20 protein-coding genes, 1 riboswitch and 2 other annotated features are annotated in these 26,650 nt (G+C 34.5%); of the genes, 16 read left to right on the top strand and 4 right to left on the bottom strand.

Annotation, left to right across the window (positions count from 1 at the left end; translation table 11 throughout):
- Positions 1–26: 26 nt before the first annotated feature.
- The 5 genes from MKO96_RS03215 to MKO96_RS03195 are packed head-to-tail and all read left to right on the top strand — an operon-like array spanning position 27 to position 10,236.
- Complete coding sequence (locus MKO96_RS03215; RefSeq protein WP_240586650.1) at positions 27–7,187, top strand: amino acid adenylation domain-containing protein; 7,161 nt, start codon at positions 27–29, stop codon at positions 7,185–7,187.
- Positions 7,184–7,408 carry an MbtH family protein gene (locus tag MKO96_RS03210; protein WP_240586649.1) on the top strand — a complete coding sequence of 75 codons (225 nt, stop codon included), beginning with the start codon at positions 7,184–7,186 and terminating at the stop codon, positions 7,406–7,408. Before MKO96_RS03215 ends, MKO96_RS03210 begins: the two co-directional genes overlap by 4 nt.
- Positions 7,408–8,850 (top strand): MDR family MFS transporter, encoded by a 1,443-nt coding sequence (locus tag MKO96_RS03205; protein WP_240586648.1) that lies wholly within the window; start codon positions 7,408–7,410, stop codon positions 8,848–8,850. The genes MKO96_RS03210 and MKO96_RS03205 overlap by 1 nt, the downstream gene beginning before the upstream one ends.
- A 58-nt stretch (positions 8,851–8,908) precedes the next feature.
- Positions 8,909–9,658 carry a 4'-phosphopantetheinyl transferase Sfp gene (sfp, locus tag MKO96_RS03200; protein ID WP_240586647.1) on the top strand — a complete coding sequence of 250 codons (750 nt, stop codon included), beginning with the start codon at positions 8,909–8,911 and terminating at the stop codon, positions 9,656–9,658.
- A gap of 35 nt (positions 9,659–9,693) precedes the next feature.
- Positions 9,694–10,236 carry a cold-shock protein gene (locus MKO96_RS03195; RefSeq protein ID WP_240586646.1) on the top strand — a complete coding sequence of 181 codons (543 nt, stop codon included), beginning with the start codon at positions 9,694–9,696 and terminating at the stop codon, positions 10,234–10,236.
- A gap of 37 nt (positions 10,237–10,273) precedes the next feature.
- Here the strand turns inward: MKO96_RS03195 and MKO96_RS03190 are convergent, their stop codons facing one another.
- The gene (locus tag MKO96_RS03190; protein ID WP_001043960.1) at positions 10,274–10,546 is read right to left on the bottom strand and encodes an HU family DNA-binding protein; all 273 of its coding nucleotides are present in this window, start codon (positions 10,544–10,546) and stop codon (positions 10,274–10,276) included.
- 204 nt (positions 10,547–10,750) lie between these two features.
- Here MKO96_RS03190 and MKO96_RS03185 point away from each other — a divergent pair, with 204 nt between their 5' ends.
- Positions 10,751–11,518, top strand: coding sequence for a DUF3891 family protein (locus MKO96_RS03185; RefSeq protein ID WP_240586645.1), 768 nt, complete (start codon positions 10,751–10,753; stop codon positions 11,516–11,518).
- Positions 11,519–11,532: 14 nt separating this feature from the next.
- Complete coding sequence (locus MKO96_RS03180) at positions 11,533–12,057, top strand: DinB family protein (protein ID WP_087980369.1); 525 nt, start codon at positions 11,533–11,535, stop codon at positions 12,055–12,057.
- 49 nt (positions 12,058–12,106) lie between these two features.
- Here MKO96_RS03180 and MKO96_RS03175 read toward each other — a convergent pair whose 3' ends face one another.
- Positions 12,107–13,474 carry an alanine/glycine:cation symporter family protein gene (locus MKO96_RS03175; protein WP_240586644.1) on the bottom strand — a complete coding sequence of 456 codons (1,368 nt, stop codon included), beginning with the start codon at positions 13,472–13,474 and terminating at the stop codon, positions 12,107–12,109.
- A gap of 107 nt (positions 13,475–13,581) precedes the next feature.
- A riboswitch (glycine riboswitch) is annotated at positions 13,582–13,701 on the bottom strand.
- 208 nt (positions 13,702–13,909) lie between these two features.
- Positions 13,910–14,485 carry a hypothetical protein gene (locus MKO96_RS03170; RefSeq protein ID WP_240586643.1) on the bottom strand — a complete coding sequence of 192 codons (576 nt, stop codon included), beginning with the start codon at positions 14,483–14,485 and terminating at the stop codon, positions 13,910–13,912.
- A 132-nt stretch (positions 14,486–14,617) separates the two neighbouring features.
- Between MKO96_RS03170 and MKO96_RS03165 the strand changes: the two genes are divergently transcribed.
- The 4 genes from MKO96_RS03165 (at position 14,618) to thrS (ending at position 19,271) form a co-directional block, all read left to right on the top strand.
- Positions 14,618–14,992, top strand: a complete 375-nt coding sequence (locus MKO96_RS03165) for a hypothetical protein (protein WP_240587378.1) — start codon at positions 14,618–14,620, stop codon at positions 14,990–14,992.
- A 193-nt stretch (positions 14,993–15,185) separates the two neighbouring features.
- Entirely contained in the window at positions 15,186–15,806 is a 621-nt protein-coding gene (locus MKO96_RS03160) for a DUF4937 domain-containing protein (protein WP_240586642.1), read from the top strand.
- 187 nt (positions 15,807–15,993) lie between these two features.
- The gene (locus tag MKO96_RS03155) at positions 15,994–16,701 is read left to right on the top strand and encodes a pseudouridine synthase (protein ID WP_001222159.1); all 708 of its coding nucleotides are present in this window, start codon (positions 15,994–15,996) and stop codon (positions 16,699–16,701) included.
- 124 nt (positions 16,702–16,825) lie between these two features.
- Positions 16,826–17,049, top strand: a binding site (T-box leader).
- Positions 17,050–17,084: 35 nt separating this feature from the next.
- Positions 17,085–17,307, top strand: a binding site (T-box leader).
- 44 nt (positions 17,308–17,351) lie between these two features.
- Positions 17,352–19,271, top strand: coding sequence for a threonine--tRNA ligase (gene thrS, locus MKO96_RS03150; protein WP_087980373.1), 1,920 nt, complete (start codon positions 17,352–17,354; stop codon positions 19,269–19,271).
- Positions 19,272–19,396: 125 nt separating this feature from the next.
- Here the strand turns inward: thrS and MKO96_RS03145 are convergent, their stop codons facing one another.
- Positions 19,397–19,879: a DUF2975 domain-containing protein gene (locus MKO96_RS03145; protein ID WP_240586641.1), complete on the bottom strand. Its 483-nt coding sequence runs from the start codon at positions 19,877–19,879 to the stop codon at positions 19,397–19,399.
- A gap of 388 nt (positions 19,880–20,267) precedes the next feature.
- Between MKO96_RS03145 and MKO96_RS03140 the strand changes: the two genes are divergently transcribed.
- The 5 genes from MKO96_RS03140 to MKO96_RS03120 all read left to right on the top strand — a co-directional run bounded on the left by MKO96_RS03140 (position 20,268) and on the right by MKO96_RS03120 (position 26,649).
- Positions 20,268–21,035, top strand: coding sequence for an ABC transporter ATP-binding protein (locus MKO96_RS03140; protein WP_240586640.1), 768 nt, complete (start codon positions 20,268–20,270; stop codon positions 21,033–21,035).
- Between the two features lie 12 nt (positions 21,036–21,047).
- Positions 21,048–22,931, top strand: coding sequence for an FtsX-like permease family protein (locus tag MKO96_RS03135; RefSeq protein ID WP_240586639.1), 1,884 nt, complete (start codon positions 21,048–21,050; stop codon positions 22,929–22,931).
- A gap of 267 nt (positions 22,932–23,198) precedes the next feature.
- Complete coding sequence (locus MKO96_RS03130; RefSeq protein WP_087980377.1) at positions 23,199–24,230, top strand: alpha/beta hydrolase; 1,032 nt, start codon at positions 23,199–23,201, stop codon at positions 24,228–24,230.
- Positions 24,231–24,443: 213 nt separating this feature from the next.
- Entirely contained in the window at positions 24,444–25,730 is a 1,287-nt protein-coding gene (locus tag MKO96_RS03125; protein WP_276314056.1) for an MFS transporter, read from the top strand.
- A 52-nt stretch (positions 25,731–25,782) separates the two neighbouring features.
- The gene (locus MKO96_RS03120; protein WP_140386746.1) at positions 25,783–26,649 is read left to right on the top strand and encodes an ABC transporter permease subunit; all 867 of its coding nucleotides are present in this window, start codon (positions 25,783–25,785) and stop codon (positions 26,647–26,649) included.
- Position 26,650: the final 1 nt, after the last annotated feature.

Below are 26,650 nucleotides of genomic sequence, written 5' to 3'. Positions count from 1 at the left end.
ACTACATAATAAAGGGGTAGTAAAGAATGCCTAATAGTCAAAAGGTTCGCCATTCGTTATCATCTGCGCAGACTGGTATGTGGTTTGCACAGCAATTAGATCCGCTTAATCCAATTTATAATACTGGGGAATATGTTGAAATAAACGGAAATATTAATCAAGAAATTTTCGAATTAGCAGTACGTAAAGTTGTAACAGAAGCAGAAGCACTACATGTTCGTTTCGAAGAGGATGAAATTGGCCCGTGGCAAGTTATTGAGAAATCGTCAAATTTTCATATACATTTTATTGACGTTCGTAAAGAAGAAGATTCTGAAGAGGCTGCTAAAATATGGATGAAAAATGATTTATCTATGCCAGTCGATTTGAAAACAGATAAATTATTTACTGAAGCACTTATTCAAGTTGAAAATAATCGTTTCTTTTGGTATCAGCGCATCCATCACATTGTGATGGATGGCTATGGATTTTCACTTCTTAGCCAAAAGGTAGCGAAAGAGTATACATCACTTATAGAAGAAACAAGAAAGAATGAAAAGCCATTTGGTTCTCTTGCAAAAATTGTACAAGAAGATATGGAGTATCGTGAGTCTAAACAATTTCAGGAAGATCGTATCTTTTGGTTAGAAAAGTTTACAGATGAACCGGATGTCATAAGTTTAGCAGAACGAGCGCCGAGAACATCAAATGGATTTTTACGAGAAACAGCTTATTTATCCAGTTCTAGCACGAAAACTTTACTAGAAGATATCAATGTTTCGTTAACAAATTGGCCGGAATTTATTGTCGCTGTAACAAGTATTTATATGCATAAATTAACAGGTGCAAATGATATTGTTTTAGGTTTACCGATGATGGGGCGACTAGGTTCTGCATCTATTTATACACCGAGCATGGTAATGAATTTAGTACCACTTCGTATTACAGTAACTCCAAATATAACTCTTGTGGAACTATTACAGCAAGTTTCTAAAGAGATTCGAGAAGTACGTCGTCATCATAAATACCGTCATGAGGAATTAAGAAGAGACTTAAAGTTACTAGGTGAAAATCAAAGGTTATTCGGGCCGTTAGTGAATGTGATGCCTTTTGATTATGGGCTTAATTTTGCTGGGAATCGTGGTATTACACATAATTTATCAGCAGGACCTGTCGATGATTTATCGATAAATGTTTATAAACGTTTCGATGAAAATGAGTTAATGATTCATTTTGATGCGAACCCGGAGGTATATAGTGACTCGGAACTAGCATTGCATAAAGAGAGATTTATGAATGTATTAGAATTAGTGATAAATGATTATGAAAAAGACATGTCGATTGGAAATATAAACATTACTCTTCCAGAAGAAAATCATAAAGTTTTATTCGAATGGAATGAAACTAAGGAAGCTAAGGATTTAATCACTCTACCTTTATTATTTGAAAAACAAGTACAAAAAAATCCAAATAAAATAGCGGTTACGTGTAACGGAGTATACCTTACGTATAAAGAGCTAAATGAACGGGCGAATGAACTAGCGCACTATTTAGTAGAAGAAGGAATAGGGCCAAATCATTTTGTAGCTTTAGTATTTCCAAGGTCAATAGAGATGGTAGTTAGTATGCTAGCAGTTTTAAAGGCTGGTGCAGCGTATTTACCGATAGATCCAGAATATCCAGCTGAGCGGATAAATTATATAGTAAATGATGCAAAACCAATTTATATCATCACACATTCATCTGTTTCATCTACTTTAGTTATAGAAAATGATATAAAAAAAATCGAATTAGATCGAGAAGAAACAGAACTAGCATTAAAAGCATATTCTCATAGGAATCTACCATTTAGAAATGAAGAATCACTTTTAAAGCCTGCGTATACAATTTATACTTCAGGCTCAACCGGAAATCCAAAAGGTGTAATTGTTCCTATGAAAGCTTTAAGTAACTTTTTATTGGCCATGGATGATATGTTTTCGTTACATGAAAACGATCATTTATTAGCAGTTACAACATTTGCGTTTGATATTTCTGCACTAGAAATTTATTTACCTCTTATTAGTGGTGCAAGTATAACAATCGCACAAAAAGAGGTAATCCAAGAACCTTCTGCGTTAACGGCATTGTTACAAGAAGAAAGAGTAACAATTATGCAAGCTACACCGACGTTATGGCAGGCGTTAGTAACTGAATATCCAGAAAGGCTACAAGGGCTAAATGTGCTCGTTGGTGGTGAAGCGCTTCCGGCCCATTTAGCAAATACATTAAAAGAATTAGGTTGCTCTATTACAAACTTATATGGACCTACTGAAACGACTATTTGGTCTACTTTCATGAACATCGATGAAAGGGAAAGTGGTATACCTCCTATTGGAAAGCCAATTTGGAGTACAGACGTGTATGTATTAGATGCAGGTTTACAACCAGTACCACCTGGAGTAATTGGTGAATTATATATTGCAGGGGAAGGGCTTGCGAACGGATATTTAGGAAAACCAGAGTTAACGGCTGAACGGTTTGTTGCAGATCCTTATGGAAAACCAGGGAAGCGCATGTACCGCACAGGTGATCTTGTGAAATGGCGTAACGATGGTGTGTTAGAGTACATGAGCCGCGCAGATCATCAAATTAAAATTCGTGGTTTCCGAATTGAATTAGCTGAAATTGAAACGGTATTACAACGACATGAATATATTCAACAAGCGGTAGTAATGGTACGAGAAGATCGCCCAAATGATAAACGAATCATTGCGTATATCGTTGCCGAAGGGAGTGAAGGGATTAACCTTTCAGAAATTCGTTCTTATGTTTCAGAAAGTTTAGCGAATTATATGGTGCCATCGGCATTTGTTGTGCTAGAAGAATTACCATTAACGCCAAATGGTAAGGTTGATAGAAAGAAATTACCTGCTCCTGATTTTAATGAAATGAACAAGGAGAGAGTTGCTAGAAATCCGAAAGAAGAAATATTATGTGATTTATTTGCAGAAGTACTTGGTGTTTCTCGCATTAGCATTGATGATAATTTCTTTGAAATGGGTGGCCATTCGCTTCTTGCATCTCGTCTAATGGCAAGAATTCGTGAAACGTTAAGTGTTGAATTAGGAATAGGAAAACTATTTGAATCGCCAACTGTTGCTGAACTTGTGAAGCAATTGGATCAAGCAAAAACTGCAAGACCAGCTATTAAGAAAGTAAGTAGACCAAATAAAGTTCCACTTTCATTTGCACAGCGCAGGTTATGGTTCTTAAATTGTTTAGAAGGTCCAAGTCCTACTTATAATATTCCATTAGTCGTTCGTATTTCTGGAAAGTTGAACGAGGAAGCATTGCAAGGTGCCTTTTATGATGTAGTTGAGAAACATGAAACGCTTAGAACGATTTTCCCTAACGTATTAGGTAGTTCCTATCAGAAAATTTTAGATATGGAAAATTTAAATCTAGAAATGATAATAACAAAAACATGTAAAGATGAATTAGAAAGTGTGCTTGTAGAGGCAGTAAGATATAGTTTTAACCTTGATGTTGAACCAGCAGTTCGTCTGCAACTATTTACAGTGAATGAAAACGAACATGTATTACTAATTCTATTGCACCATATTGTAGGGGATGGCTGGTCATTACAACCGTTAACGAGAGATTTTACAGCGGCATATAAAGCACGATGTCAAGGTAACAGAGTTCAGCTAGAGACACTTCCAGTTCAATACGCAGATTATGCACTTTGGCAACAACAGTTGCTTGGTGATGAAACTACAGAAGAGAGTCTTATTTCAACACAATTAGAGTTTTGGAAGAAAGAGCTAGAAGGTTTACCAGATCAGCTGGAGTTACCTACAGATTACCAGCGTCCAATTGAAACGAGTTATCGCGGAGAAACAATTCATTTTCAAATAGATGCGGGTATGCATAGTAGGTTAGTAGAGCTTGCACGGAAAAACGGAGTTAGTTTGTTTATGGTGTTGCAAGCAGGACTTAGTGCGCTATTTACAAGATTAGGTGCAGGTACTGATATACCAATCGGTAGTCCGATTGCTGGAAGAAACGATGATGTACTCTCTGACATAGTTGGTTTATTTGTAAATACATTAGTGTTACGCACAAATACATCAGGAGATCCAAGTTTTAAAGAATTATTGAATAGAGTGAAGCAGTCAAATCTTGCAGCTTATGAAAATCAAGATGTTCCATTTGAACGACTCGTTGAAGTGTTAAACCCAGTACGTACTCGAAATAGTCATCCGCTGTTTCAAGTTATGTTAGCTTTCCAAAATACGCCAGAAGCAAACTTTGATGCTCCAGATATTAAAGCAGATCTTGAAATCCAAAGTGTTGGCTCTGCGAAATTTGATCTAACATTTGAAATTAGCGAGAGTAACGGAGTTGATGGTACGCCAGACGGCTTACAGGGGTTACTAGAGTTTAGTACCGATTTGTATAAACGTGAAACGGTTCAACAATTAGTAGAACGATTCATTCTGTTATTGGATGATGCAGCGAAACATCCGGATCAATCAATTGGCACATTAGAAATTTTAACATTAGCAGAGAGAAATACAGTGTTAGAAAAGTGGAATGGTGGTTTCCAAATTGTACCAGAAATGACAATATCACAATTATTTGAAAAGCAGGTTTATATAAATCCGAATTCTATTGCTGTCGTCTTTGAAGATGAAAAGTTAACTTATGAAGAGTTGAATAAAAAAGCGAATAAAATAGCTCGATTGCTAGTAGCAAAAGGAGTTGGTCCTGATCAACTCGTTGCTTTAGCGATGCCGAGATCTTTAAATATGGTTGTAAGCTTACTAGCTGTTCTGAAAGCGGGAGCAGGTTATCTTCCATTAGATCCGGATTATCCGTCAGATCGTATTTCATTTATGCTCCACGATGCGAAACCATCATGTGTGTTAACAAATTCAGATGTGGAAATTGAATGTGATGAGGAACTGAAAATTTTAGTTGATGATGTGCAGGTAATAGAAGAAATTGAGAAGTATAGTGAAGATAATATTGATGAAATGGAGCGCATGAAGCCATTATCTCCTTCACATATTGCTTACGTTATTTATACGTCAGGCTCAACAGGTAGACCGAAAGGCGTTATGATACCTCATCAAAACGTAGTAAGACTTTTAGGAGCAACTGATCATTGGTTCCAATTTGATGCAGACGATGTGTGGACGATGTTCCATTCATACGCTTTTGATTTCTCGGTTTGGGAAATTTGGGGACCTTTATTATATGGAGGGCGTCTAGTCGTAGTACCACATACTGTAAGTCGCTCGCCGAAAGAATTTTTACAACTTCTTGTTAAAGAAAAGGTTACTGTTTTAAACCAAACTCCATCAGCGTTCTATCAATTGATACAAATAGATCGTGAAAATGAAGAGATTGGTCAAAAGTTATCATTACGATATGTCGTTTTTGGAGGAGAAGCACTTGAGCTAAGTCGATTAGAAGATTGGTATAGTCGACATCTTCATAACGCACCAAAGCTTATTAATATGTACGGTATAACGGAGACGACAGTACATGTTAGTTATATTGAGTTAGATGAGAATATCGTTTCGTTACGAGCGAATAGTTTAATTGGGTGCAGTATACCTGACCTTAAAGTATACGTATTAGACAACTATTTACAACCAGTGCCACCTGGAGTAGTTGGAGAAATGTATGTTGCAGGTGCAGGGCTTGCTCGTGGTTATTTAGGAAGAGCGGGCTTAACTGCAGAACGCTTTATCGCGGATCCATTTGGTAAGCCAGGTACAAGAATGTATCGTACAGGAGACTTAGCTCGTTGGCGTAAAGATGGGACGCTAGATTATATAGGGCGTGCAGATCACCAAATAAAAATTCGAGGATTCCGAATTGAATTAGGGGAAATAGAAGCGGTAATAATGAAACACCCTAAAGTTGAGCAAGTAGCCGTTATTGTACGGGAAGATCAACCAGGGGATAAACGGTTAGTTTCTTATATCGTCGCATCGAATAATGAAATGATTGATACGAATGAAATGCGTAAGTATGCTGGAGGTAGTTTACCAGATCACATGGTTCCATACGCTTTTGTAGTAGTAAATGAGTTGCCTTTAACTCCAAATGGTAAATTAGATAGAAAGGCATTGCCGGCTCCAGAATTTATCGCATCATCTTCTAGTCGTGGACCAAGAACACCGCAAGAAGAAATGTTATGTGACTTGTTTACAGAAGTTTTAAGTGTGCCGCAAGTTGGAATTGATGACGGATTCTTTGATCTAGGTGGCCATTCACTTCTTGCAGTGCAGCTTATGAGTCGTATTAAAGAAGCACTTGGGGTTGAACTAAATATCGGAACTTTATTTGCAGCACCTACTGTTGCGGGTCTTGCTGAAAGACTTGAGGTGGGAAATGGACAAAGTGCACTTGATGTGTTGCTTCCATTACGAGCAAGCGGAGACCAATTACCACTATTTTGTGTACACCCAGCAGGTGGATTAAGTTGGTGTTATGCAGGACTTATGAAATCTTTAGGAACAAATTATCCAATCTACGGTGTCCAAGCACGTGGTATCGCTAAAAATGAAGAACTTCCAAAAAGTTTAGAGGAGATGGCGGCGGATTATTTAAAACACGTTCGTGAAGTACAGCCTCACGGACCATATCGGTTACTCGGTTGGTCGCTCGGAGGAAATGTTGTTCATGCAATGGCGGCGCAACTACAAAGTGAAGGGGAAGAGGTAGAATTACTCGTTATGCTAGATTCTTACCCTGGTCACTTCTTACCGAATACGGAAGCACCTACTGAAGAAGAAGCGTTAATCGCATTACTTGCTTTAGGCGGATACGATCCAGATAACATGGATGGTAAACCACTTACGATGGAAAGTGCAGTAGAAATACTTCGTAAAGATGGGAGTGCATTAGCAAGTCTTGAAGAAGAGACGATTTTGAACTTGAAAGAAACATATGTAAATTCGGTAGGATTGTTAGGGAAATATGTACCGAAAGTTTATAACGGAGATATTTTATTCTTTAGATCTACTGTTATACCAGACTGGTTTGATCCTATTTCTCCAAATACGTGGCTAAATTATTTAGATGGGCAAATTGTGCAACACGATATTGATTGTCGACATAAAGATTTATGTCAACCAGGACCACTTACAGAAATTGGACAAGTATTAGCGAAATATTTGCAGAATAAGAAAGGGGTAAGTACAGTATGACGAATCCGTTTGAAAATGATAATTACACATACAAAGTATTAAAAAATGAGGAGGGCCAGTATTCTCTCTGGCCTGTCTTTCTTGATGCACCTATTGGTTGGAATGTCGTACATGAAGAGGCTAGTAGGAATGATTGTTTACAATATGTTGAAAATAACTGGAAAGATTTGAATCCAAAAAGTAATCAAGTTGGCGAAAAAATATTAGTAGGAAAACGATAATGAAGGCAAAAATAAATCCAAAAGTAGTTGTAAGTATCGTATATATAACAGCGATGTTTATGGCTGCGATGGATGCAACGATTGTGAATGTAGCACTCCAAACGATAAGTAAAGAACTACAAGTGCCTCCATCTGCAATGGGGACGGTTAATGTTGGGTATTTAGTTAGCTTAGCTGTTTTCCTGCCGATTTCTGGTTGGTTAGGAGATCGCTTCGGTACGAAAAGGGTATTTCTAACCGCTCTTTTCGTATTTACAGCTGCGTCTGTATTATGTGGAATAGCAAACGATATTACTTCATTGAATATTTTTCGTATCATGCAAGGGGCTGGTGGGGGGCTTTTAACACCAGTTGGGATGGCGATGTTATTCCGAACATTTTCACCAGAGGAAAGGCCGAAAATTTCACGGTTTATTGTGTTACCAATTGCTGTGGCACCAGCTATCGGACCGATTATTGGCGGTTTCTTTGTAGATCAAATGTCTTGGCGCTGGGCATTTTATATTAATTTACCGTTTGGAATCGTAGCGTTACTATTCGGTCTACTATTTTTAAAAGAGCATATTGAAAAATCAGCTGGTCGCTTTGATTCTCTCGGTTTTGTTCTTTCAGCACCAGGATTCGCGATGCTTATCTATGCACTTAGTCAAGGGCCGTCAAAAGGCTGGGGTTCTTCAGAGATTATAAGTACTGGAATAGCTGGGATTGTATTCATTATATTGTTCATTATTGTAGAACTTAGAGTAAAGCAACCGATGTTAGATTTACGCTTATTAAAAGAACCAGTCTTTAGAAAAATGAGTCTTATTTCATTGTTTTCATCCGCTGGTTTACTAGGAATGTTATTTGTTTTTCCACTTATGTATCAAAATGTAATAGGAGTTTCCGCATTGGAATCAGGCCTTACGACGTTCCCAGAGGCAATTGGGTTAATGATATCGTCACAGATTGTGCCATGGTCATATAAGAAATTAGGAGCTCGAAAGGTAATTTCTATTGGATTAATTTGTACAGCGATTATCTTTGTTTTATTAAGTTTTGTAAATCACGATACGAACCCATGGCAAATTCGGGCATTATTGTTTGGTATCGGTATTTTCTTAGGTCAGTCTGTTGGAGCAGTTCAATTTTCGGCATTTAATAATATCACGCCACCTTCTATGGGGAGAGCGACTACTATATTCAATGTGCAAAACCGTATAGGTTCAGCGATAGGGGTTGCTGTTTTAGCTAGCATATTATCTGGATTTGGAAGTAATGAAATACAGAATAATGCACAGTCAGATTTCTTACCATATCAAGCTGCATTAATTGGATCTGCAATATTTTTACTTATAGCATTACTATTTTCTTTACGTATTTCTGATAAAGAAGTAATGTCAAAGAAGAAAGAAAAAATGTTATCTGTATCAAAAAAAGAGAAAGTACTTGTCAATGAATAACAATTTACGTAAGCTTTTTTAATGAAAATTTATATTCATTGTATAAAGGAGAGTTTACATGATAGAAAGTAAAGTTGTAGATTCTATTCCAACTTTGACTGAGAATGATTGTCAAATATGGTGGGCAAGAATTTCAGATTTACAATCATGGCATTACAATTTACTAAACGATGTTGAACGAGAGAAAGCAAATTCATATCATCAATCGGCAGATCGTGCACGATTTATAATAGGTTGTGTAATTAGTAGATTAGTTCTTGGAAAGATCCTTTCTATGTCACCAGTTCAAGTACCAATCGATCGAATGTGCCCTGTATGTAAGTTACAACATGGCAGACCGCAATTACCAAAAGGAATGCCACAAATATCTGTTTCACATTCGGGTGAGTGGGTTGTTGTTACATTTACAAAGTCTGCACTTGTTGGCGTTGATGTTGAACAAATGAATCCAAATGTAGATGTTATGAAAATGGCAGAGGGCGTATTAACAGACATTGAAATAGCACAAGTTATGAAATTACCTAATGAACAGAAAATAGAAGGTTTTTTAACATATTGGACTCGAAAAGAAGCAGTACTCAAAGCGACAGGTGAAGGACTAATGATTCCGCCAGTACATATTACTGTATCGGCTCCAAATGATCCTCCAAATTTGTTAGTTTTTAAGGATAGGCAAGAATTAGTAGAAAATACAATGATGGCAGATATAAGGCCGAGTGTAGATTATATGGCTTCAATTGCAATATTTAGTAAAGAAGTAACTGAAATTACACAGTTAGACGCAGTAGCGCTTTTAAATTATAAATAAGTTAAATAAAAAATCTTATAGAAGAGGTGTTCCTCATGTTAGTAGCGGAAAATAGAACAAATGAATTCACTTATAATGTACAAGCAATTAAAAATATGTTATTTTCTGGAGATACATCATCTATCCATGCTTTAGAAAAGCTTTTGAATGATACAGTTCAGTTTGAAGTTCTCGAACAAGAGGTACTTGATAGACAGTACATCCCGAAAGAAGCAAAGAATTTCTTTGATAAAAACGGAACATTTCTTTACCGTGTATCCAATGTTAGTTATAAAGGAAAAGTGTTATCTGAGAATCTAATTTTTGCGGACACTTCGTTTTTACCAAATACAATTAAGAGTGAATTAGAGAGTGGAAATATTCCAGTTGAAAAACTTATAGAAAAGATGGAAGTAAGAAGAAACGTATTATACGAAGGATATCAGCCATCTGGGAATATTATTGAATTATTTGATGGATGCTCTGTTACGGCGAATGTGTATCCAACTAGGAAATATCAAATTGTAAGTAACTGCAAATGTATATTTTATATTTGTGAAGTATATCATGCTGAGAATATAAAGGAATTACTTAAATAAAACAAGAAACCAGCCTATAAAATGGCTGGTTTCTTGTTTATTTAACAGCTTCTTTTAACTCTTTACCTGCTTTAAATGCTGGAACTTTACCAGCAGCGATTTGAATTTCTTCGCCAGTTTGCGGGTTACGTCCTGTACGAGCAGATCTTTCGCGCACTTCAAAAGTTCCAAAGCCGATTAATTGAACTTTATCGCCAGATTGTAATGCAGTAGCAATTGTGTCAAATACGGATTGTACCGCTGCAGAAGCTTCCTTTTGAGAAATATCAGCGGATTGTGCCACGTTTTTAACTAATTCTGTTTTGTTCATGTTTTCACCTCATAAAAAGTTTTTTAGAATGAATGTTTTAGTATAATGGATAGTATAGAGAAAGCTATTTATATGGTTAGAAAGAATACTATATAGTTATGTTAATTTCGTTGTAAGAGACTGAATCCCTGCTAATAATTAGGGATTAATTAAGAATTGATGTATAGAAAACGCTGTAATATGAGGATGAGGGGGAGTATATGAATGATTTTTCGTGAAAAGAATGAGAATGAAAGTATATTAATTCGTCAACATGATCATGGTTTTTTAGCTGGAGAGATTGCAAGGCACATAAAAGAAGATTTTTTTGAAAATAAAACATACTTAAAAGAGGCACTAGATGCAATATATGAGCATGATAGAGGATGGATAGAGCTTGATAAAGTACCGATTTTAAATGATTCTAAAAATATCCCATATACATTTATGGATTGTCCAAGTTCATTGCGCTTTGTCTTTTATACGATTGGTTTGAATGAAATTGAAGAGTCTAATCCATATGGGGCGTTACTGTGTAGTAAACACTTTTTATCATTTCCATTAAATGATAAAGATGAAGAGATGATGTTTTTTTATAAACATGAATTGGAACGACAAAAAAGAGTTTTGAAAACGTTAACAAAAGAACAATTTTCGATGTTCGATAAACATTATAGATTACTAAAGTTTTGTGATGAACTTTCTTTATATATATGTATGAATAAACCTGGTGTAGAAAAGGAAGATGAAATTGATTTGTTTAAAGATGGGTTTGAAGGAACAGAAATGTTTAATAACAAGGATGATAAACTTATACAAGCTGAATGGGTGGACGAGGAAACAATTCGGATTACACCGTTTCCATTTCAAACTGAATTTCATACGTATGTAAATTATAAAGCTATAAATAAATATGTAGTTGAGGAAAAAGGGATTGCAAAAGCTGATAGAGAATCGAAAATGGAGAAACAAAGCATTCGTTTCATACAATAAGGAGGCGATTTAGATTGAAAGATTACATGTTAAAACAGGTGGATTACCATGCTTGGGCTAATATACGATTATTCAATCGACTAAAAGAATTACCAAACTATGAGACTATTTTTAATGAACAGATACAGAGTGTATTTCCATCAATCAAGGATACTTTTGCGCATATTTATATTACAGATCAAGTGTGGTTACACATATTGCATGGTAAAAGTATGAATGAAGCAATACAAGACCGAGAAAAATTACGAAAACATATCGAAACTAAATCGTTACATGAATTAGAAAAAATGTTTGAAAACATGGCAAATCAATATGAAGAATTTTTAAGTGCAATACAAGACGTGAATGCTGTATTTGTTATCGAGAATCCATATGCAGGGAAATTAGAAACTTCAATTTTAGAGTTAGTACAACATGTCGTAAATCATGGTACATATCATAGAGGAAATATAACAGCGATGATCCGTCAACTTGGTCATTCGTCGACAATGATGGATTTTGTACTGTATTTACATATGGTGCAGAAGGAAGTGAAATAGGTGAAAAAAAGAATGGCTTATTATAGATAAGCCATTCTTTTTATAGTGACTAACTTGCCTGTTTTTTATGACTTTCTTTCAATTTCTCTGCTTGTAAAAAGCGATTCGTTTCAGCAACAACTATGCCACTTAAACCAATTAACCCTATTAAGTTTGGAATCGCCATAAGTCCATTTGCAATATCAGCAAATGTCCATACGATGCCTAGCTTTAAATTTGCACCTATAGCAATCATGACGATAAAGATTGCTTTATAATATTTAACAGCACTTTCTCCAAATAAATAAGCGACGCACTTCTCGCCGTAATACGACCATCCTAAAATAGTAGAGTAGGCAAATAATATAATTGCAATACCAAGAATCATACTACCAGCAGTGCCAAATACAGATTGGAACGCAAGTGTTGTTGCTTCAACGCCAGTTTTACCTGATTTCCATGCACCTGTAGTAATTAATACTAGCCCTGTAATGGTACATACAATAAACGTATCTAGAAAAGTACCAGTCATAGAAACTAAAGCTTGCTTTGCAGGTGAATCAGTTTTTGCGGCAGCTGCGGCAATAGGGGCACTCCCTAAACCAGCTTCGTTCGCAAATACACCGCGCGCCATTCCAATTTGAATTGCAGATGCAATTGTTGCGCCAATAAAACCACCAGCAGCTGCAGTCCCATTGAATGCGCCAGAAAAAATAAGTGAGAATGCTGCTGGAATTTGATCGTAGTGATAGAAAATAATAATAAGCCCAGCAATGATATAAAAGAAAGCTTTAATAGGAACGATGTATCCTGTCACTTTCCCGATTTTTTTCACACCGCCTAAAATAACAATGGCGATTAAAAACGACATGAATATACCAGTTAAAGCAGGGGGGAAAGAGAAATTAATTCGCATTGCCTCTGCTACTGAGTTAGATTGCACCATATTACCGATACCGAAAGAAGCAGTTGTGCCGAATATAGCGAATAAAACAGCAAGCCATTTCTTACCTAAACCACGTTCTAAATAGTACATTGGTCCACCTGAATATTCACCATTTTCATTACTAACACGGTATTTCACCGCAAGAATTGCTTCGGCATATTTTGTTGCCATACCGAACAAAGCAGTAATCCACATCCAAAAAATTGCACCGGGTCCACCGATCGTTACAGCAGTTGCAACACCGGCTATATTCCCCATACCAATTGTTGCCGCCATAGCTGTCATAAGTGCTTGGAAGTGGCTAATATCTCCAGAGGAAGATGTATCTTCTGATTTTTTAAAAGCTAGTTTGTGAGCGTATAATAGTTTACTAAACTGTAACCCTTTTAAACGCACTGTGAGAATGATACCAGTACCAACGAGTAGCAACAACGTTGGTAATCCCCACACATAGTGATTGATTTGTTCTAATACTGTACTTACTGTCTCCATCTGTATTCTCCTTTTTATGAAAAAATAAAAACCACTTCAAGTAAATGAAATGGTCTCTGGAGAAACAAGGGATAGAAAAATAAACCGATACAAATCGGCTTTTTCTTTCGCTTGTCTCTGTCCTTTTACCTGAGAGATTATCCGCTATAGTAGCGGATTTGCTCCTTCGGTGCTCGTTTTCCTCCGCGCTATATAAAGCGAGAGGGAGTCTCTCCAGAGATTCGTCCCCATGCAGTTCTACTTGTAACCAAGACCTGAGAGTTTCAAAGTTGCTTCAGCAACTTTTTGCCCCGTCGGTAGATCAATAGACCTTCTCCTGAATGGTTCATCCGAATTATAAAATTTATAAAAACATTGATTGTAAATCAATAAAAACATTATAGACAGACAAAATGTGAATTGCAATCTTTTTTTATTTTAAAATAGTAACCAATTTTATTTTTTTGCAAGTCCTAATTTAACTTCAACTTCATTTAACGTAGATAAAGCGAGGACAATATGTTGGTCCGCAAGTCCTAAAGCATGTTTAGTATTTTCAATTGTTTCATTGGATGGAGTAGAGTTATTTGCTCCGTCTATAATTAAATCTGCTGCGTTTTTCATAAATTTAGAAGCAGTATTAAATTCAGTTGTGAAATAAACTAGTTGTTTTTGTATTTGTACTTCCGATATATTTTCATTAATTTTCACAGTGTCTATTTCGTTCATAATTTTTTCATATTGCTTGGAAATAGCAGTCATTGTGACTAATAGTTTATCTCTGTCTACTGAATCTCCGTTCGTGTTAATCTCTTCCCAGGCAGGCAACCAATCTTTTTCGATGATGTCATTATAATTTGTAGTTAATTCATCAATTTTTGGTTGTAATTTAGTTTTAAAACTTTTTGTATCAATTGTTTCTACGGTAGTTTTTTCGTTATTATTTTTATCTTTAGTTGTGTAGAAAATCGTACAGGTAATAATAAAAATAGAAATAACTATTGTCCATTTATTAAAAAATAATTTCTTCAATGGGTAATACCTCCAAAAATAAACATCCTTTAATTATAATATACAACAATAATATTGTTAGTAATAGAGAATATAGTCTGGAATTGATTTTAATTATATTTTTTATATACATAAATAATCAAGATTAGTAAAATAATGAAAGTAATATGTGAGAAAAGAGGGTTTTTAGTGAAAATGAATAGAAGAAAACTAGTTTCAAATATTTCAACGGTTGTGTTATTAGTTGGTTTATTTACACTTATATATTTAGACAAAGAATCTAAAGTTGAAGATTTTCCAGTACCAATGTCAGCAATTCATATTAACGATGATAAGGAAGAGCATTATAGATATATAAGTGTAATGCCTATTACAAAGGCAAGTGGATGGGAGAACTTAGGGGAAAACGGGCATACTGTTAGTTTTAAAAAAGGAGAGCGGAAGGTAACTGTATTACATTATCCGGGAGAACTTACGTATTATTTATTTGAACAAAAGGTGAATAAGAGAGATAAGATAAAGTTGTAATTCGTTAAGGGTTACATCTTTTCTTTTGATTCTGAATTATTTGAAATAAAATCAGATAGATGGTTTGATAGATGTAGTGATAAATATGATTAGTTCTATATACACATAAAGAGTAATGAGGAGATTATAAAAATATTATGTAAATTAAAAATTGTAAGTAGAAGATAAATTATATCCTAAGGGGGAGTTAAAAATGTTACTAAAAACAATCTACTGTAAGGTAGAAGAAGAGAAAAAGGACTTATTTTCAAAAGCACAAGAAAAATGGCGTGATATACAGCATCTAGATGGATTTCACGGGCAATTTGGTGGATGGTATGAGGATGAGGCATGTGTATTTACTTTATGGGAAGATAGAAGTGCGTATCAATCATTTATGAATGGTGCTCACGATACCATTTATTTAAATAGTAATCAAGAGGATACGTTTCTTTCATGTGAAATTGAATTGTTTCAAACGTTGTATGATATAACTGATATGCCTATGAAAGACGTTGTTGCAGATGGGTCATTTGTAAGAGTTGCAATTTGTGATGTAATGGCGGGAATGGAAAAGCAGTTTTTACATAAACAAGAAACAATTTGGAATAAAGGGATGGAAAATGCAAAAGGGATGTTAGGTGGAGTTGTTGGGAAGTCTTTAAAAACTGAAAATCGTTACATAGTGTTAACTTATTGGAAAGATGAAATGGCGCATCAAAGTTATGTAGAAGAGATTTTCCCAGAGTTGTATAAACTAGCTAATATTTATGAAGATTTAGAAGGTATAAGAGGTAAACAAGCTGTATGTAAGGAAGAGTGGCTTGTATATTAAGTGTTCAAAACGTGCATAAATGAATGTATAATAAAGATATTTTCTTATAAAACGAGTAATTAATAGAAGACGTTATATACCCTTTCATGTTAATATATTTAAGTTATAATAGAAGGCTTACCCTTTTGTATTGTACGGTAGAAGCAGTGTGAGCTTGAAATTTTGTTTAGAAAAGGATGTGCCTAATTTGCGTATCAATAAATTTATTAGTGAAGCTGGAAAAGCGTCTCGACGTGGAGCAGATAAATTAATTAATGAGAGAAGAGTAATTATTAACGGTAAGGTTGCAAAAATTGGTGACCAAGTCAATCCAGGTGATGATGTACGCGTAAATGGAGAGCAACTTCGTATTGCTCGAGATCACGTATATATTGCTTTAAATAAACCAGTAGGTATTACATGTACGAGTGAAAAAGCTGTAAAAGGTAACATTATCGATTTAGTGAATCATCCTTTACGAATTAGTCACATTGGACGTCTTGATAAAGACTCAGACGGTTTAATTTTGTTAACGAATGATGGTGATATCGTTAATGAAATTTTACGTGCTGAAAACAAACATGAGAAAGAATATATCGTTTCTGTAGATAAGCCAATTACACCTGATTTCTTAGAAAAAATGGCAGCTGGTGTGAAGATTTTAGGAACGAAAACACTTCCTTGTGAGATCACACAGTTATCAAAATATGAGTTCAACATTATTTTAACACAAGGGCTAAATCGCCAAATTCGTCGTATGTGTGAAGCTTTAGGTTATCAAGTATACACGTTAAAACGTACGAGAATTATGAATATTGAATTGAATAATTTACCTGTTGGACAGTGGAGAGATTTATCGAAGAAAGAGAAACGACGTCTATTTTCAGACTTAAATTACGAACCACAAGATTGGTAAAATTGAGAAGGGGAAACCAAAAATCTATTTTGGTTTCTTTTTTTATTAAATAAAAAAACTTTTTTAAACACTTGCAATAATAAAATGAATAGGATATAGTAAATAACAATTAATGGATGTACTTTTAAAAGCAAAGAAAAGGACACGAGTTATTTTATCCGGTTATACAGAGAAGGAAGGAAAGCTGAGAACTTCCTAACGCAGAAAAATAACTTACCACCTTAGAGCTGCACTAGGGAAATTCAGTATCTAGTGCCGTGTAAGCGACGTTATCGCAATAGAAGCCATTATGTTTTTTGTGATGGGAATCTGGGTGGAACCACGGATATAAGCATATTCGTCCCTATTTTAGGGATGAATATGCTTTTTTGTATTCAATTTCATAATAAGCGAAGAAAAGGACACGAGTTATTTTCCCCGGTTATACAGAGAAGGAAGGAAAGCTGAGAACTTCCTAACGCAGAAAAATAACTTACCACCTTAGAGCTGCACTAGGGAAATTCAGTATCTAGTGCCGTGTAAACGACGTTACCGTAAAAGAAGCCATTGTATGTTTACGATGGGAATCTGGGTGGAACCACGGGTATAAGCACGCTCGTCCCTATTTTAGGGATGAGTGTGCTTTTTATTATGAAATGGAGAGATGAAAAATGAAAGAACAGATGATTGAAATTAAATTTCCAGATGGTAGCGTTAAAGAATATGTAAAAGGAATTACTTTAGAAGAAATTGCTGGATCCATTAGCAGTAGTTTAAAAAAGAAAGCAGTCGCAGGGAAAGTAAATGATCAGTTATTTGATTTACGCCGAAATATTGAAGAAAATGCGGAAGTAGAAATCATTACTATAGATTCAAATGAAGGTGTAGAAATTGCAAGACATTCTGCGGCACATATTTTAGCGCAAGCTGTAAAGAGAATGCAAGGTAATGTAAACCTTGGTGTAGGGCCTGTTATTGAAAATGGGTTTTATTATGATATGGATCTACCTAGTAGTGTAAACGTGGAAGATTTACCGGAAATCGAAAAAGAAATGAAAAAGATTATAAATGAAAATGTAAAAATAGAACGAGTTGAGGTCTCACGAGAAGAGGCAAAAAAACTGTTTCAAGAAATGAATGATCACCTGAAATTAGAATTGTTAGAAGCAATTCCTAATGGGGAAAGTGTAACACTATATAAACAAGGTGAATTTGTAGACTTATGTAGAGGACCACATTTACCATCAACAGGCTATTTGAAAGCCTTCCAATTAACTCACGTTTCTGGTGCATATTGGCGAGGTGATAGTAACAATCAAGTGCTTCAGCGTATATATGGTGTTGCGTTCGCTTCCCAAAAAGAATTAGAAGAGTATTTACATTTCGTTGAAGAAGCAGCAAAAAGAAATCATCGTAAATTAGGTAGTGAGCTGGAGTTATTTATGTTTTCTGAAGAGGCTCCGGGAATGCCATTTTATTTACCGAAAGGACAAATTATTCGTAATGAATTAGAAGCATTTTTAAGAGAAATTCAAAAAGAGTATAAGTATCAAGAAGTACGTACTCCGTTTATGATGAACCAAGAATTATGGGAGAAATCAGGACACTGGGGACATTATAAAGACAACATGTATTTCTCTGAAGTAGACAATAAAAGTTTCGCATTAAAGCCAATGAACTGCCCAGGACATATGTTAATGTTCAAAAATAAATTACATTCTTATCGCGAATTGCCAATTCGTATGTGTGAGTTCGGTCAAGTACACCGACACGAATTTAGCGGGGCATTAAATGGCTTATTAAGAGTACGTACTTTCTGCCAAGATGATGCTCATTTATTTGTAACTCCAGAACAAATTGAAGATGAAATTAAATCAGTAATGGCGCAAATTGATTACGTTTATAAAACTTTTGGATTCGAATATGAAGTAGAGCTTTCTACTCGTCCAGAAGATTCAATGGGTGATGATAAGTTGTGGGAGCAAGCAGAAGAGGCATTAGAAAATGTATTACATTCATTGAATTATAAATATAGACTAAATGAAGGTGACGGTGCATTTTACGGACCGAAAATCGACTTCCATATTAAAGACGCTCTAAATAGAAGTCATCAGTGCGGTACAATCCAACTAGATTTCCAAATGCCAGAGAAGTTTGATTTAAATTATATAGATGAGATGAATGAAAAGAGAAGACCAGTTGTCATTCACAGAGCAGTTTTAGGATCTTTAGACCGTTTCTTAGCGATATTAATTGAGCACTTTGGAGGCGCGTTCCCGGCATGGGTGGCACCAGTTCAAGTGAAAGTTATTCCAGTTTCGAATGCAGTCCATGTACAATACGCAGAAGAGGTTGTAGATAAATTAGCGCAAGTTGGCGTTCGTGTGGAACGAGATGTCCGAGATGAAAAGTTAGGATATAAAATAAGAGAAGCACAAATGCAAAAAGTTCCTTATGTTCTTGTTATTGGGGATAAGGAAATGGAGAACGGATCTGTAAATGTACGTAAATACGGTGAAGACCAGTCAGAAGTTATTGAACTAAATGGGTTTGTGGAGAGTATAAAAGAGGAAATAAAAAATAAGAAATAGAGATTGATAATAAAATACACCATTAACATGTATTACTGAATTTAAACTCATTAAAGAACCATAATAAATGATGAAGGGATAGCGATTAAGCTATCCCTTCATCATTTATTGCCACATACTTCACTTCATACTGTTAAATCATTTTCTGATTTTATATGAATGGCTTCTTGCAAGAGCTTTTGGAGAACTGCAGCAAAAACAGCAATCACGATAGAGGAGAAAATAATGATCAATCCAATGGGTATAAAACTTGGAGGATCAATTTTTTTTGCCATAAGATAGTAAAGTGGCATACCTAGTATGTATATGGTACCGATAGTGAGGGCACAGTATTTTATATTTTTTAAAGCCTTTACTGATAATACCGAGAACGCTTTGTTCTTATCAATATAACTTAAAAGTTTTAAAACTTGATATAGAGCGAAGTAAAAAGGTATCGTCGCTACGTACATATTGATTAAAACGAGAGATTTCATATAAGCAATAGCTGGATACAATTCTCCAGCGAAATTCCCGATTTTAGGAACTAAAAATATGCACAATGCAAGTACTACTATACCTATAAAAACAATAGCTAGTTTTAAAAAGAGTGTTGAAACTTGTTTCATAAAAAACACCTCGTTTATTTAATGACAACATGATTTTAACATATAATTTATCGTTTTAAAATAAAAATATATTGTTTTTTAACTTATTATTATTGTTATTTATGTATCATGTTAATTTTGATGAAAATAAAAAGCCTTTTTCATTACAAAGAAAATTCCTTTATAAAGTGGTCTGTAATATTTTTACCTTACAAAAATGTAAGGTAAATGTAAGCGAAATCGAAGGAACGAGTTTTAGAAAAGTGAGAATATGAAATAGGAAAAAGGTTTACTTAACTCGTGTAACCCTTACTAATTGAAAAATTAAAAAATATTAAGAATTTACATGAGAAAAAGATAAGAAATATGTGAGAAATTAATTTTATATAAAAGGGATGGAGTGAAAGAGATGTCAACAAACGTAGTTACTATAGAAAGTGTAGAAAAAACGTATGGGAAAAGAAATGAGAATCAGTCAAAAGCGTTAAGGGGTGTGTCATTAAGTATTAAAGAAGGGGAATTCGTCGGGATTATGGGGCCTTCTGGATCTGGAAAAACGACTTTACTTAATGTGATTAGTACATTGGATCAAGCAACGGGTGGCAGTGTGACAATAGCTGGTACAAATATTACTTCTATGAAGGGGAATGCATTATCTGATTTTCGATCTCAAAAATTAGGATTCATTTTTCAAGATTTTAACTTACTTGAAAACTTATCAATTTATGAAAATATTGCTTTACCACTTTCATTGCAAGGCGTACCTTCAAGTGAGATTACTGGAAAGGTGAATGAGGTTGCGAAGAAATTAGGGATTACTGAAATTTTAACGAAATATCCAACTGCTGTTTCTGGAGGACAAAAACAAAGAACAGCGGCAGCACGAGCTTTAGTACATAATCCAGCAATCGTATTAGCAGATGAACCGACAGGAGCGCTTGATAGTAAAAATGCAAAAAGCTTATTAGAAGCGATGCAAGATTTACATGAAAATCACAATGTAAGTATTTTAATGGTAACGCATGATGCATTTAGTGCGAGTTATTGTGAACGTATTTTATTTATTCAAGACGGTCTTCTATATAAAGAGTTAAAGCGCCAAGGAACGCGGGAAAGTTTCTATCAAGATATTTTAGGTGTGCTCGCTCATATGGGCTCAGCTGCTGAGTCTAAGTAGGAGGGCGAGACTATGTTATTCAAATTATCACGTCATAGTATGAAAAAGATGTTAAAAGATTATATGGTTTTACTTATTGGTCTCGTTATTAGTATTAGTATCTTCTACATGTTCCAAACGATGGCGATGAATAGTGAATTTACGAAAGATAATAGTCTTATTAGTAGTATTAGACTCGTATTCTGGGTAGGTGCCATACTATTATCTTTCATTACTGTATTTTATATTATATATGCCAATTCTTTCTTACTCACATTAAGAAGAAAAGAACTCGGTATGTACATGATGCTCGGTGCGAAAAAGAAAAAAGTAGCACAGTTATTATTTATTGAAACATTCGGTATGGGTATTGTCAGTATTGTTATCGGGATTTTAGTAGGGATGTTACTTGCAAGTGTAGCAGGAAACTTTTTAATGAATGGTATGGAGATTTCTGCAAAAGGTAGTTATTCATCTGTATATGCACCAGCAATCTTAGTTACAGCTATTTTCTTCTTAATACTATTTTTTATTACTGGTTTAATGAATAGCATCCGTTTATTACGTAAAACAGAATTAGAATTAATACGTGAAGATGAAACACTAGATGAAGTGAAGAAAAGTAAAACTCGCATTATTATAATGACTGTACTTGGTGTATTACTAGTAAGTACAGGATACTACTTTATGGTAAATATAAAAACATTTGCCGAACTTGGTTTTATAATAGCGACAATCGTTACAACACTTGGAACATATTTTATCTTTAGTTCATTGCTCCCATTTTTTGTGATGAAAATTAAAGGGAATAAAAAACGAAATGAAACAGGCTTAAATAGTTTTACATATGCACAGTTACGCTTTCGCGTAAATAGCTTATCGAGAGTATTAGGTACGGTAGCGATGTTAATTGCATTAGGTGCAGGTGCGATGACGGCAGGTATGGCGTTCCAAAAAAATGTAGGTATTATGACAGACTTTTCTCGTGTATATGATGTCGTAATTCATGATCCAAATGATCAAGATACAGCGGCCTTAAAAGAAATGGAAATTGTTGAAGAAAGCAAATATAAGTATAAAGTAGATGGAGAAGCGGTTTATTATTTACGTAACGACTTAACTGCGAAACCACCACTGGTTTCCGATCACTTTGATACAAAAACTTTAAAAGAGCCTGCTCGTAAACGTGTTGCTGAACCTTTAACTGAACCAGTCTATTCTGCTTTGGAAGCTCCCGAAGCAGAGAATAAGCTTCCTCGCATGCCAAAAGATTGGGAAGATGCAGTTGTAAGAGAAATACAAATTACACATAATCAATTTAACGGAAAACCTGTAAGAATTGCAGATGAAGAGCATTATAAAGGAATTCAAGGAACAGAGCATAGTGTTACATTAGCAATAGTAGACGATATGAAAAAATATAAACCATTGTTGCTCGATATAGATAAGAGGCAAAAAGAATTAATTGAAACAACAACAGGTACAAAAGTAGAACTATATACAAAAATGACAATTTATCAGTTTATGAACAGTTTCATGAGTGGAACAATGTTTATGGGATTTTTCCTTGGAATTGCCTTTTTAGCAATGATGGCAAGTTCGCTTATGTTCAAAATATTAACAGGTGCTTCTCGTGACGTACGTCGTTATGAAATGTTACGAAAAATCGGCGTGAGACGTAGTATGTTAACGAAAAGTATTTATAAAGAAATTTCATATTTATTTATCTTCCCGGCGATTATTGGAATTTCCCACGTGTTAGTAGGGCTTAACTTATTTAGCTTTATATTAGTTGACCCGTTTGTGAAAGTGTGGGTGCCAATAGGGATTTTCTTAGTCATTTATTTCATCTATTACTGGATTACTGTTCAGCTTTATAAAGGTATGGTAATGCCGAAAGAAGAAGTAGCGAAATAGTTTAATAAAAAAGTCCTTGTTTAGAAAACAAGGACTTTTTTATTTATAATACATTGTGACCAAATCTTCCTATTATTAATGTATTGAAAATTAAGAAAATATTAAGAGTTTATATAGCTGAAAGTTAAGAAGTGTGTGGGATATTAAGAATGTACAAAAGATCAAGGTGAAATTGGAAATTGTGATTGTTGTACATTCATATTTTTTGAGGTAGTTTTACAGAACTAAATTGATGTTTTTATAAATTTAAAAGAAAGGAGACTACTTATGAAGAAGATAAGAAAATTAATAAAACTTATTGGTGTCATCACTACACTATTATTAATCGTAGCACTAATATTTCCTACATGGACTTCGCAAATAAAGGGAAAAAACAGTATAAGTACATTAGAGAAAGTAGAGATAAATGGAAGTGATCATGAAATTATGATACGCGGCAAAGATAAGAACAATCCGATTATTATTTTTGTACATGGTGGACCAGGTACTTCAGAAATACCATATGCTCAAAAATACCAAGACTTATTGGAAGAGAAATTCACAGTTGTTAATTACGATCAAAGAGCGAGCGGGAAGTCGTATCATTTCTTTGAAGACTATTCGAATCTTACATCAGATCTTCTTGTAGAAGACTTATTAGCTATGACAGATTATATTTCAAAACGTCTAGGTAAAGAAAAAGTAATATTGGTTGGTCATTCTTACGGTACATATATCGGAATGCAAGCTGCCAATAAAGCTCCTGAAAAATATGAAGCATATGTTGGCATAGGGCAGATGAGTGATACAGTTGAAAGTGAAATGGATAGTTTAAATTATGTGATTGAACAGGCACAAAATGCTGGTAATACAGATGAGGTTACCTATTTAAATGGGTTGACTGAAAAAATTAAAAATGGCGATACATACACTCCGAGAAAGTATGTTGCGAAATATGGTGGAACATCAAGAGGCATTGAAAATCCAGATGATGATAACATTGGAATGTTACTCAGTAATGAATATAACTTGTTGGACGTAATTCGTTATAACGTTGGATTATCACATTCTCAAACTGTCTTATTAGAAAAGGATTTAAAGAATCCATTGCCTACTAAGGTGACTAAAATGAAATTACCGCTTTATATCCTTATGGGGAAATATGACTATAACACTTCATTTCATGCAGCAAAAACATATTTTGATACGATTGAAGCAGATCAAAAAGAATTTATTACTTTTGAGAAATCAGCTCATTATCCACAATTTGAAGAGAAAGAAAAATTTTATAAGTGGATGTGCGATACATTCGTAAAATAAATAAAGTGTATCCTAACTTTAGAGAATTAAAAAAGGTAGCGAGACGTAAAAAGAGCTTAGCTATATATCATTACGTGAAGCGAAGTTAAATAAAAAGACTCTTGTATAAAAGACAAGAGTCTTTTTATAATGTTCTCTATATAGAAGGAAAAGATTGGATAATGGTCGAAAAATATAATATAACTTCCAAGAAATGACTGAAAAAATAAAATTTTGTCGCGGGAAAGGGTTAGAAGTATGAAAGAAATGCTACAGTTATTTCGTAACAAAGTGTATGCACGTTTTTTTCTAGCAAATATTTTAGAGCGACTCGGTTCTATGATTGCTGGAGTTTCTTTAATGTTTTATTTGCTAGATCAATACGGAAAACAACCAGTTTACGCAACGATGACACAAATTATGATGGCATTACCTGCATTAATCTTTTTTCTATTAGTAGGGACAGTAGTGGATCGTTTTGATAGACAGCGTATTTGTACGGTAAGTAATATATGTTGTTCGCTCTGTAATATCGGAATTCTAATTTCGCTTTATTACGGAATGATTATACTCGTCTTTATATTTTTATTTTTGGAAAATGCATGTATACAATTTTTCTCTCCATCAGAACAGTCGATGATACAGGGAGTAGTTGAATCCGACCAATACGGTGCAGCAGCGGGCATGAATCAAATGGTAAATAGTTTGTATGCTTTGTTTGGTGTAGGCATTGCAACGATGGTGTACTGGACTTTTGGAATTTACGGGAGCGTTTTAGTAAATACGCTCACTTTTATTATGAGTGGTATTTTGATCCAAACGATTTCCATTCCAGAAAAAGTGCGTTTGCCAAACGGTAGAACAAAATGGAAAGAAGTTAATTTGAAAATGTTAATAACAGAGTTTCAAGAAGGGATCAAGTATATATATCAAAATGACACTTTAAAAAAATTACTTTTAGGATTTATCGTATTTGGATTATTGAATGGTATTTTAAGCGTATCCACAACTTACATATTAAAATATAAATTAGCACCAGCAACGTATGAAAGTTTAACGATGGTGGGCGGTGTAGTTGGAGGAATTTCATTATTAATTGGAAGTATAGTAGCAACAAGTATAGGTAAGAAATATGCACCTAAGCCTATTATTGTATTTGGTATGGCGGGCTCAGGGGTCTTTTTCGGTATGTGTTACTTTGTAAATCACGTATGGTCTTTTTATGTATGTATCGCTTTTGCGACTTTCTTTTTACCATTTATTAATGTTGCAATAATGGGATGGATGTATGAAATTGTAGAAGAATCATTTATGGGACGCGTTCAAAGTTTACTTAGTCCATTAACGACAGGATTCCAGTTGTTATCTCTCGGTGCGATAGCAATGTTGTTCCCGCAATGGATTCGTGCAGATACTTTGTATATTATTTTATTTGGTTTATTATTTTTTGTTACGTGTTTATATCAAGCCGTTTTACCTAGTGGGAAGAAACACGTGCAAGGTATAGCTGAAGAGATTTAATATCTGGTTTTTTATTTCTGAATATTCTATCTGGTGATAAGGGGAACTCGTTATGTTGATGCGAATTGTTAAATGGTGTGGGGTTACTTGTTTACAACTAGTAGCTGCAATTTTATGTATAATTTGTCTAGGTGCGCTGCCGCGTTTATTTAAGGGATTGCAAATCGATTTAATCGGTTTTTGGAACACGATTGTTTTTCTTGGAGGGAAGTTACTACAACCGGGTGAAATTACATATGGATTTCGGGACTCAAGAAAATTATTTCCGCAAATTTGGATTCATTATATTGAAACGATGATTGTATTTCTCTCAGCGTTTTTACTATCTTTGCTTATCGCATATATACTTGTCGTTTGGGTATTGCAGCGTTCTCATATGAAACAAAAAATGTGGAACGGGTTTTTTCTTACGCTTGAGAGTATACCAGATATATTACTTATTTTATTATCACAACTTCTTGTCGTAATTCTTTTTCAAAAAACAGGATTTATGCCGGTCAAACTGGCTGGATTAGGGGAAGAAAGGATACGTTTGTTACCAATTATATGTCTTACAATACCAACAACATTATTGTTTATTAAACTGTTGTTATTACGGTTTAAAGAAGAATTAGAGAAAGAATATAGTTTGTTTGCCAAGAGTAAAGGATTAAGCTTACGGCATATTTTGACACATCATATTTCAAGAAATGTTTTATTGACGACAATTTATTATGCGAAAACAAATATTTTATTTATGCTTTCAAATTTATATATTATCGAATGGATTTTCAATACATATGGAATGTTTGTTTTTGTAAAAGAAAATTCTAAATTAGAAATATTTACAGTGAGTCTAGTTATATTATACGTGCCGCTTTTTATACTATTTCGCATATTACATACGCTTTTACAAAATGTTATAAAGGAGCGTGTGTAAT

It is taken from the genome of Bacillus sp. ES1-5 (assembly GCF_022487605.1).
Taxonomy (GTDB): domain Bacteria; phylum Bacillota; class Bacilli; order Bacillales; family Bacillaceae_G; genus Bacillus_A; species Bacillus_A wiedmannii.
This window is presented reverse-complemented; position numbering and strand designations above follow the sequence as displayed.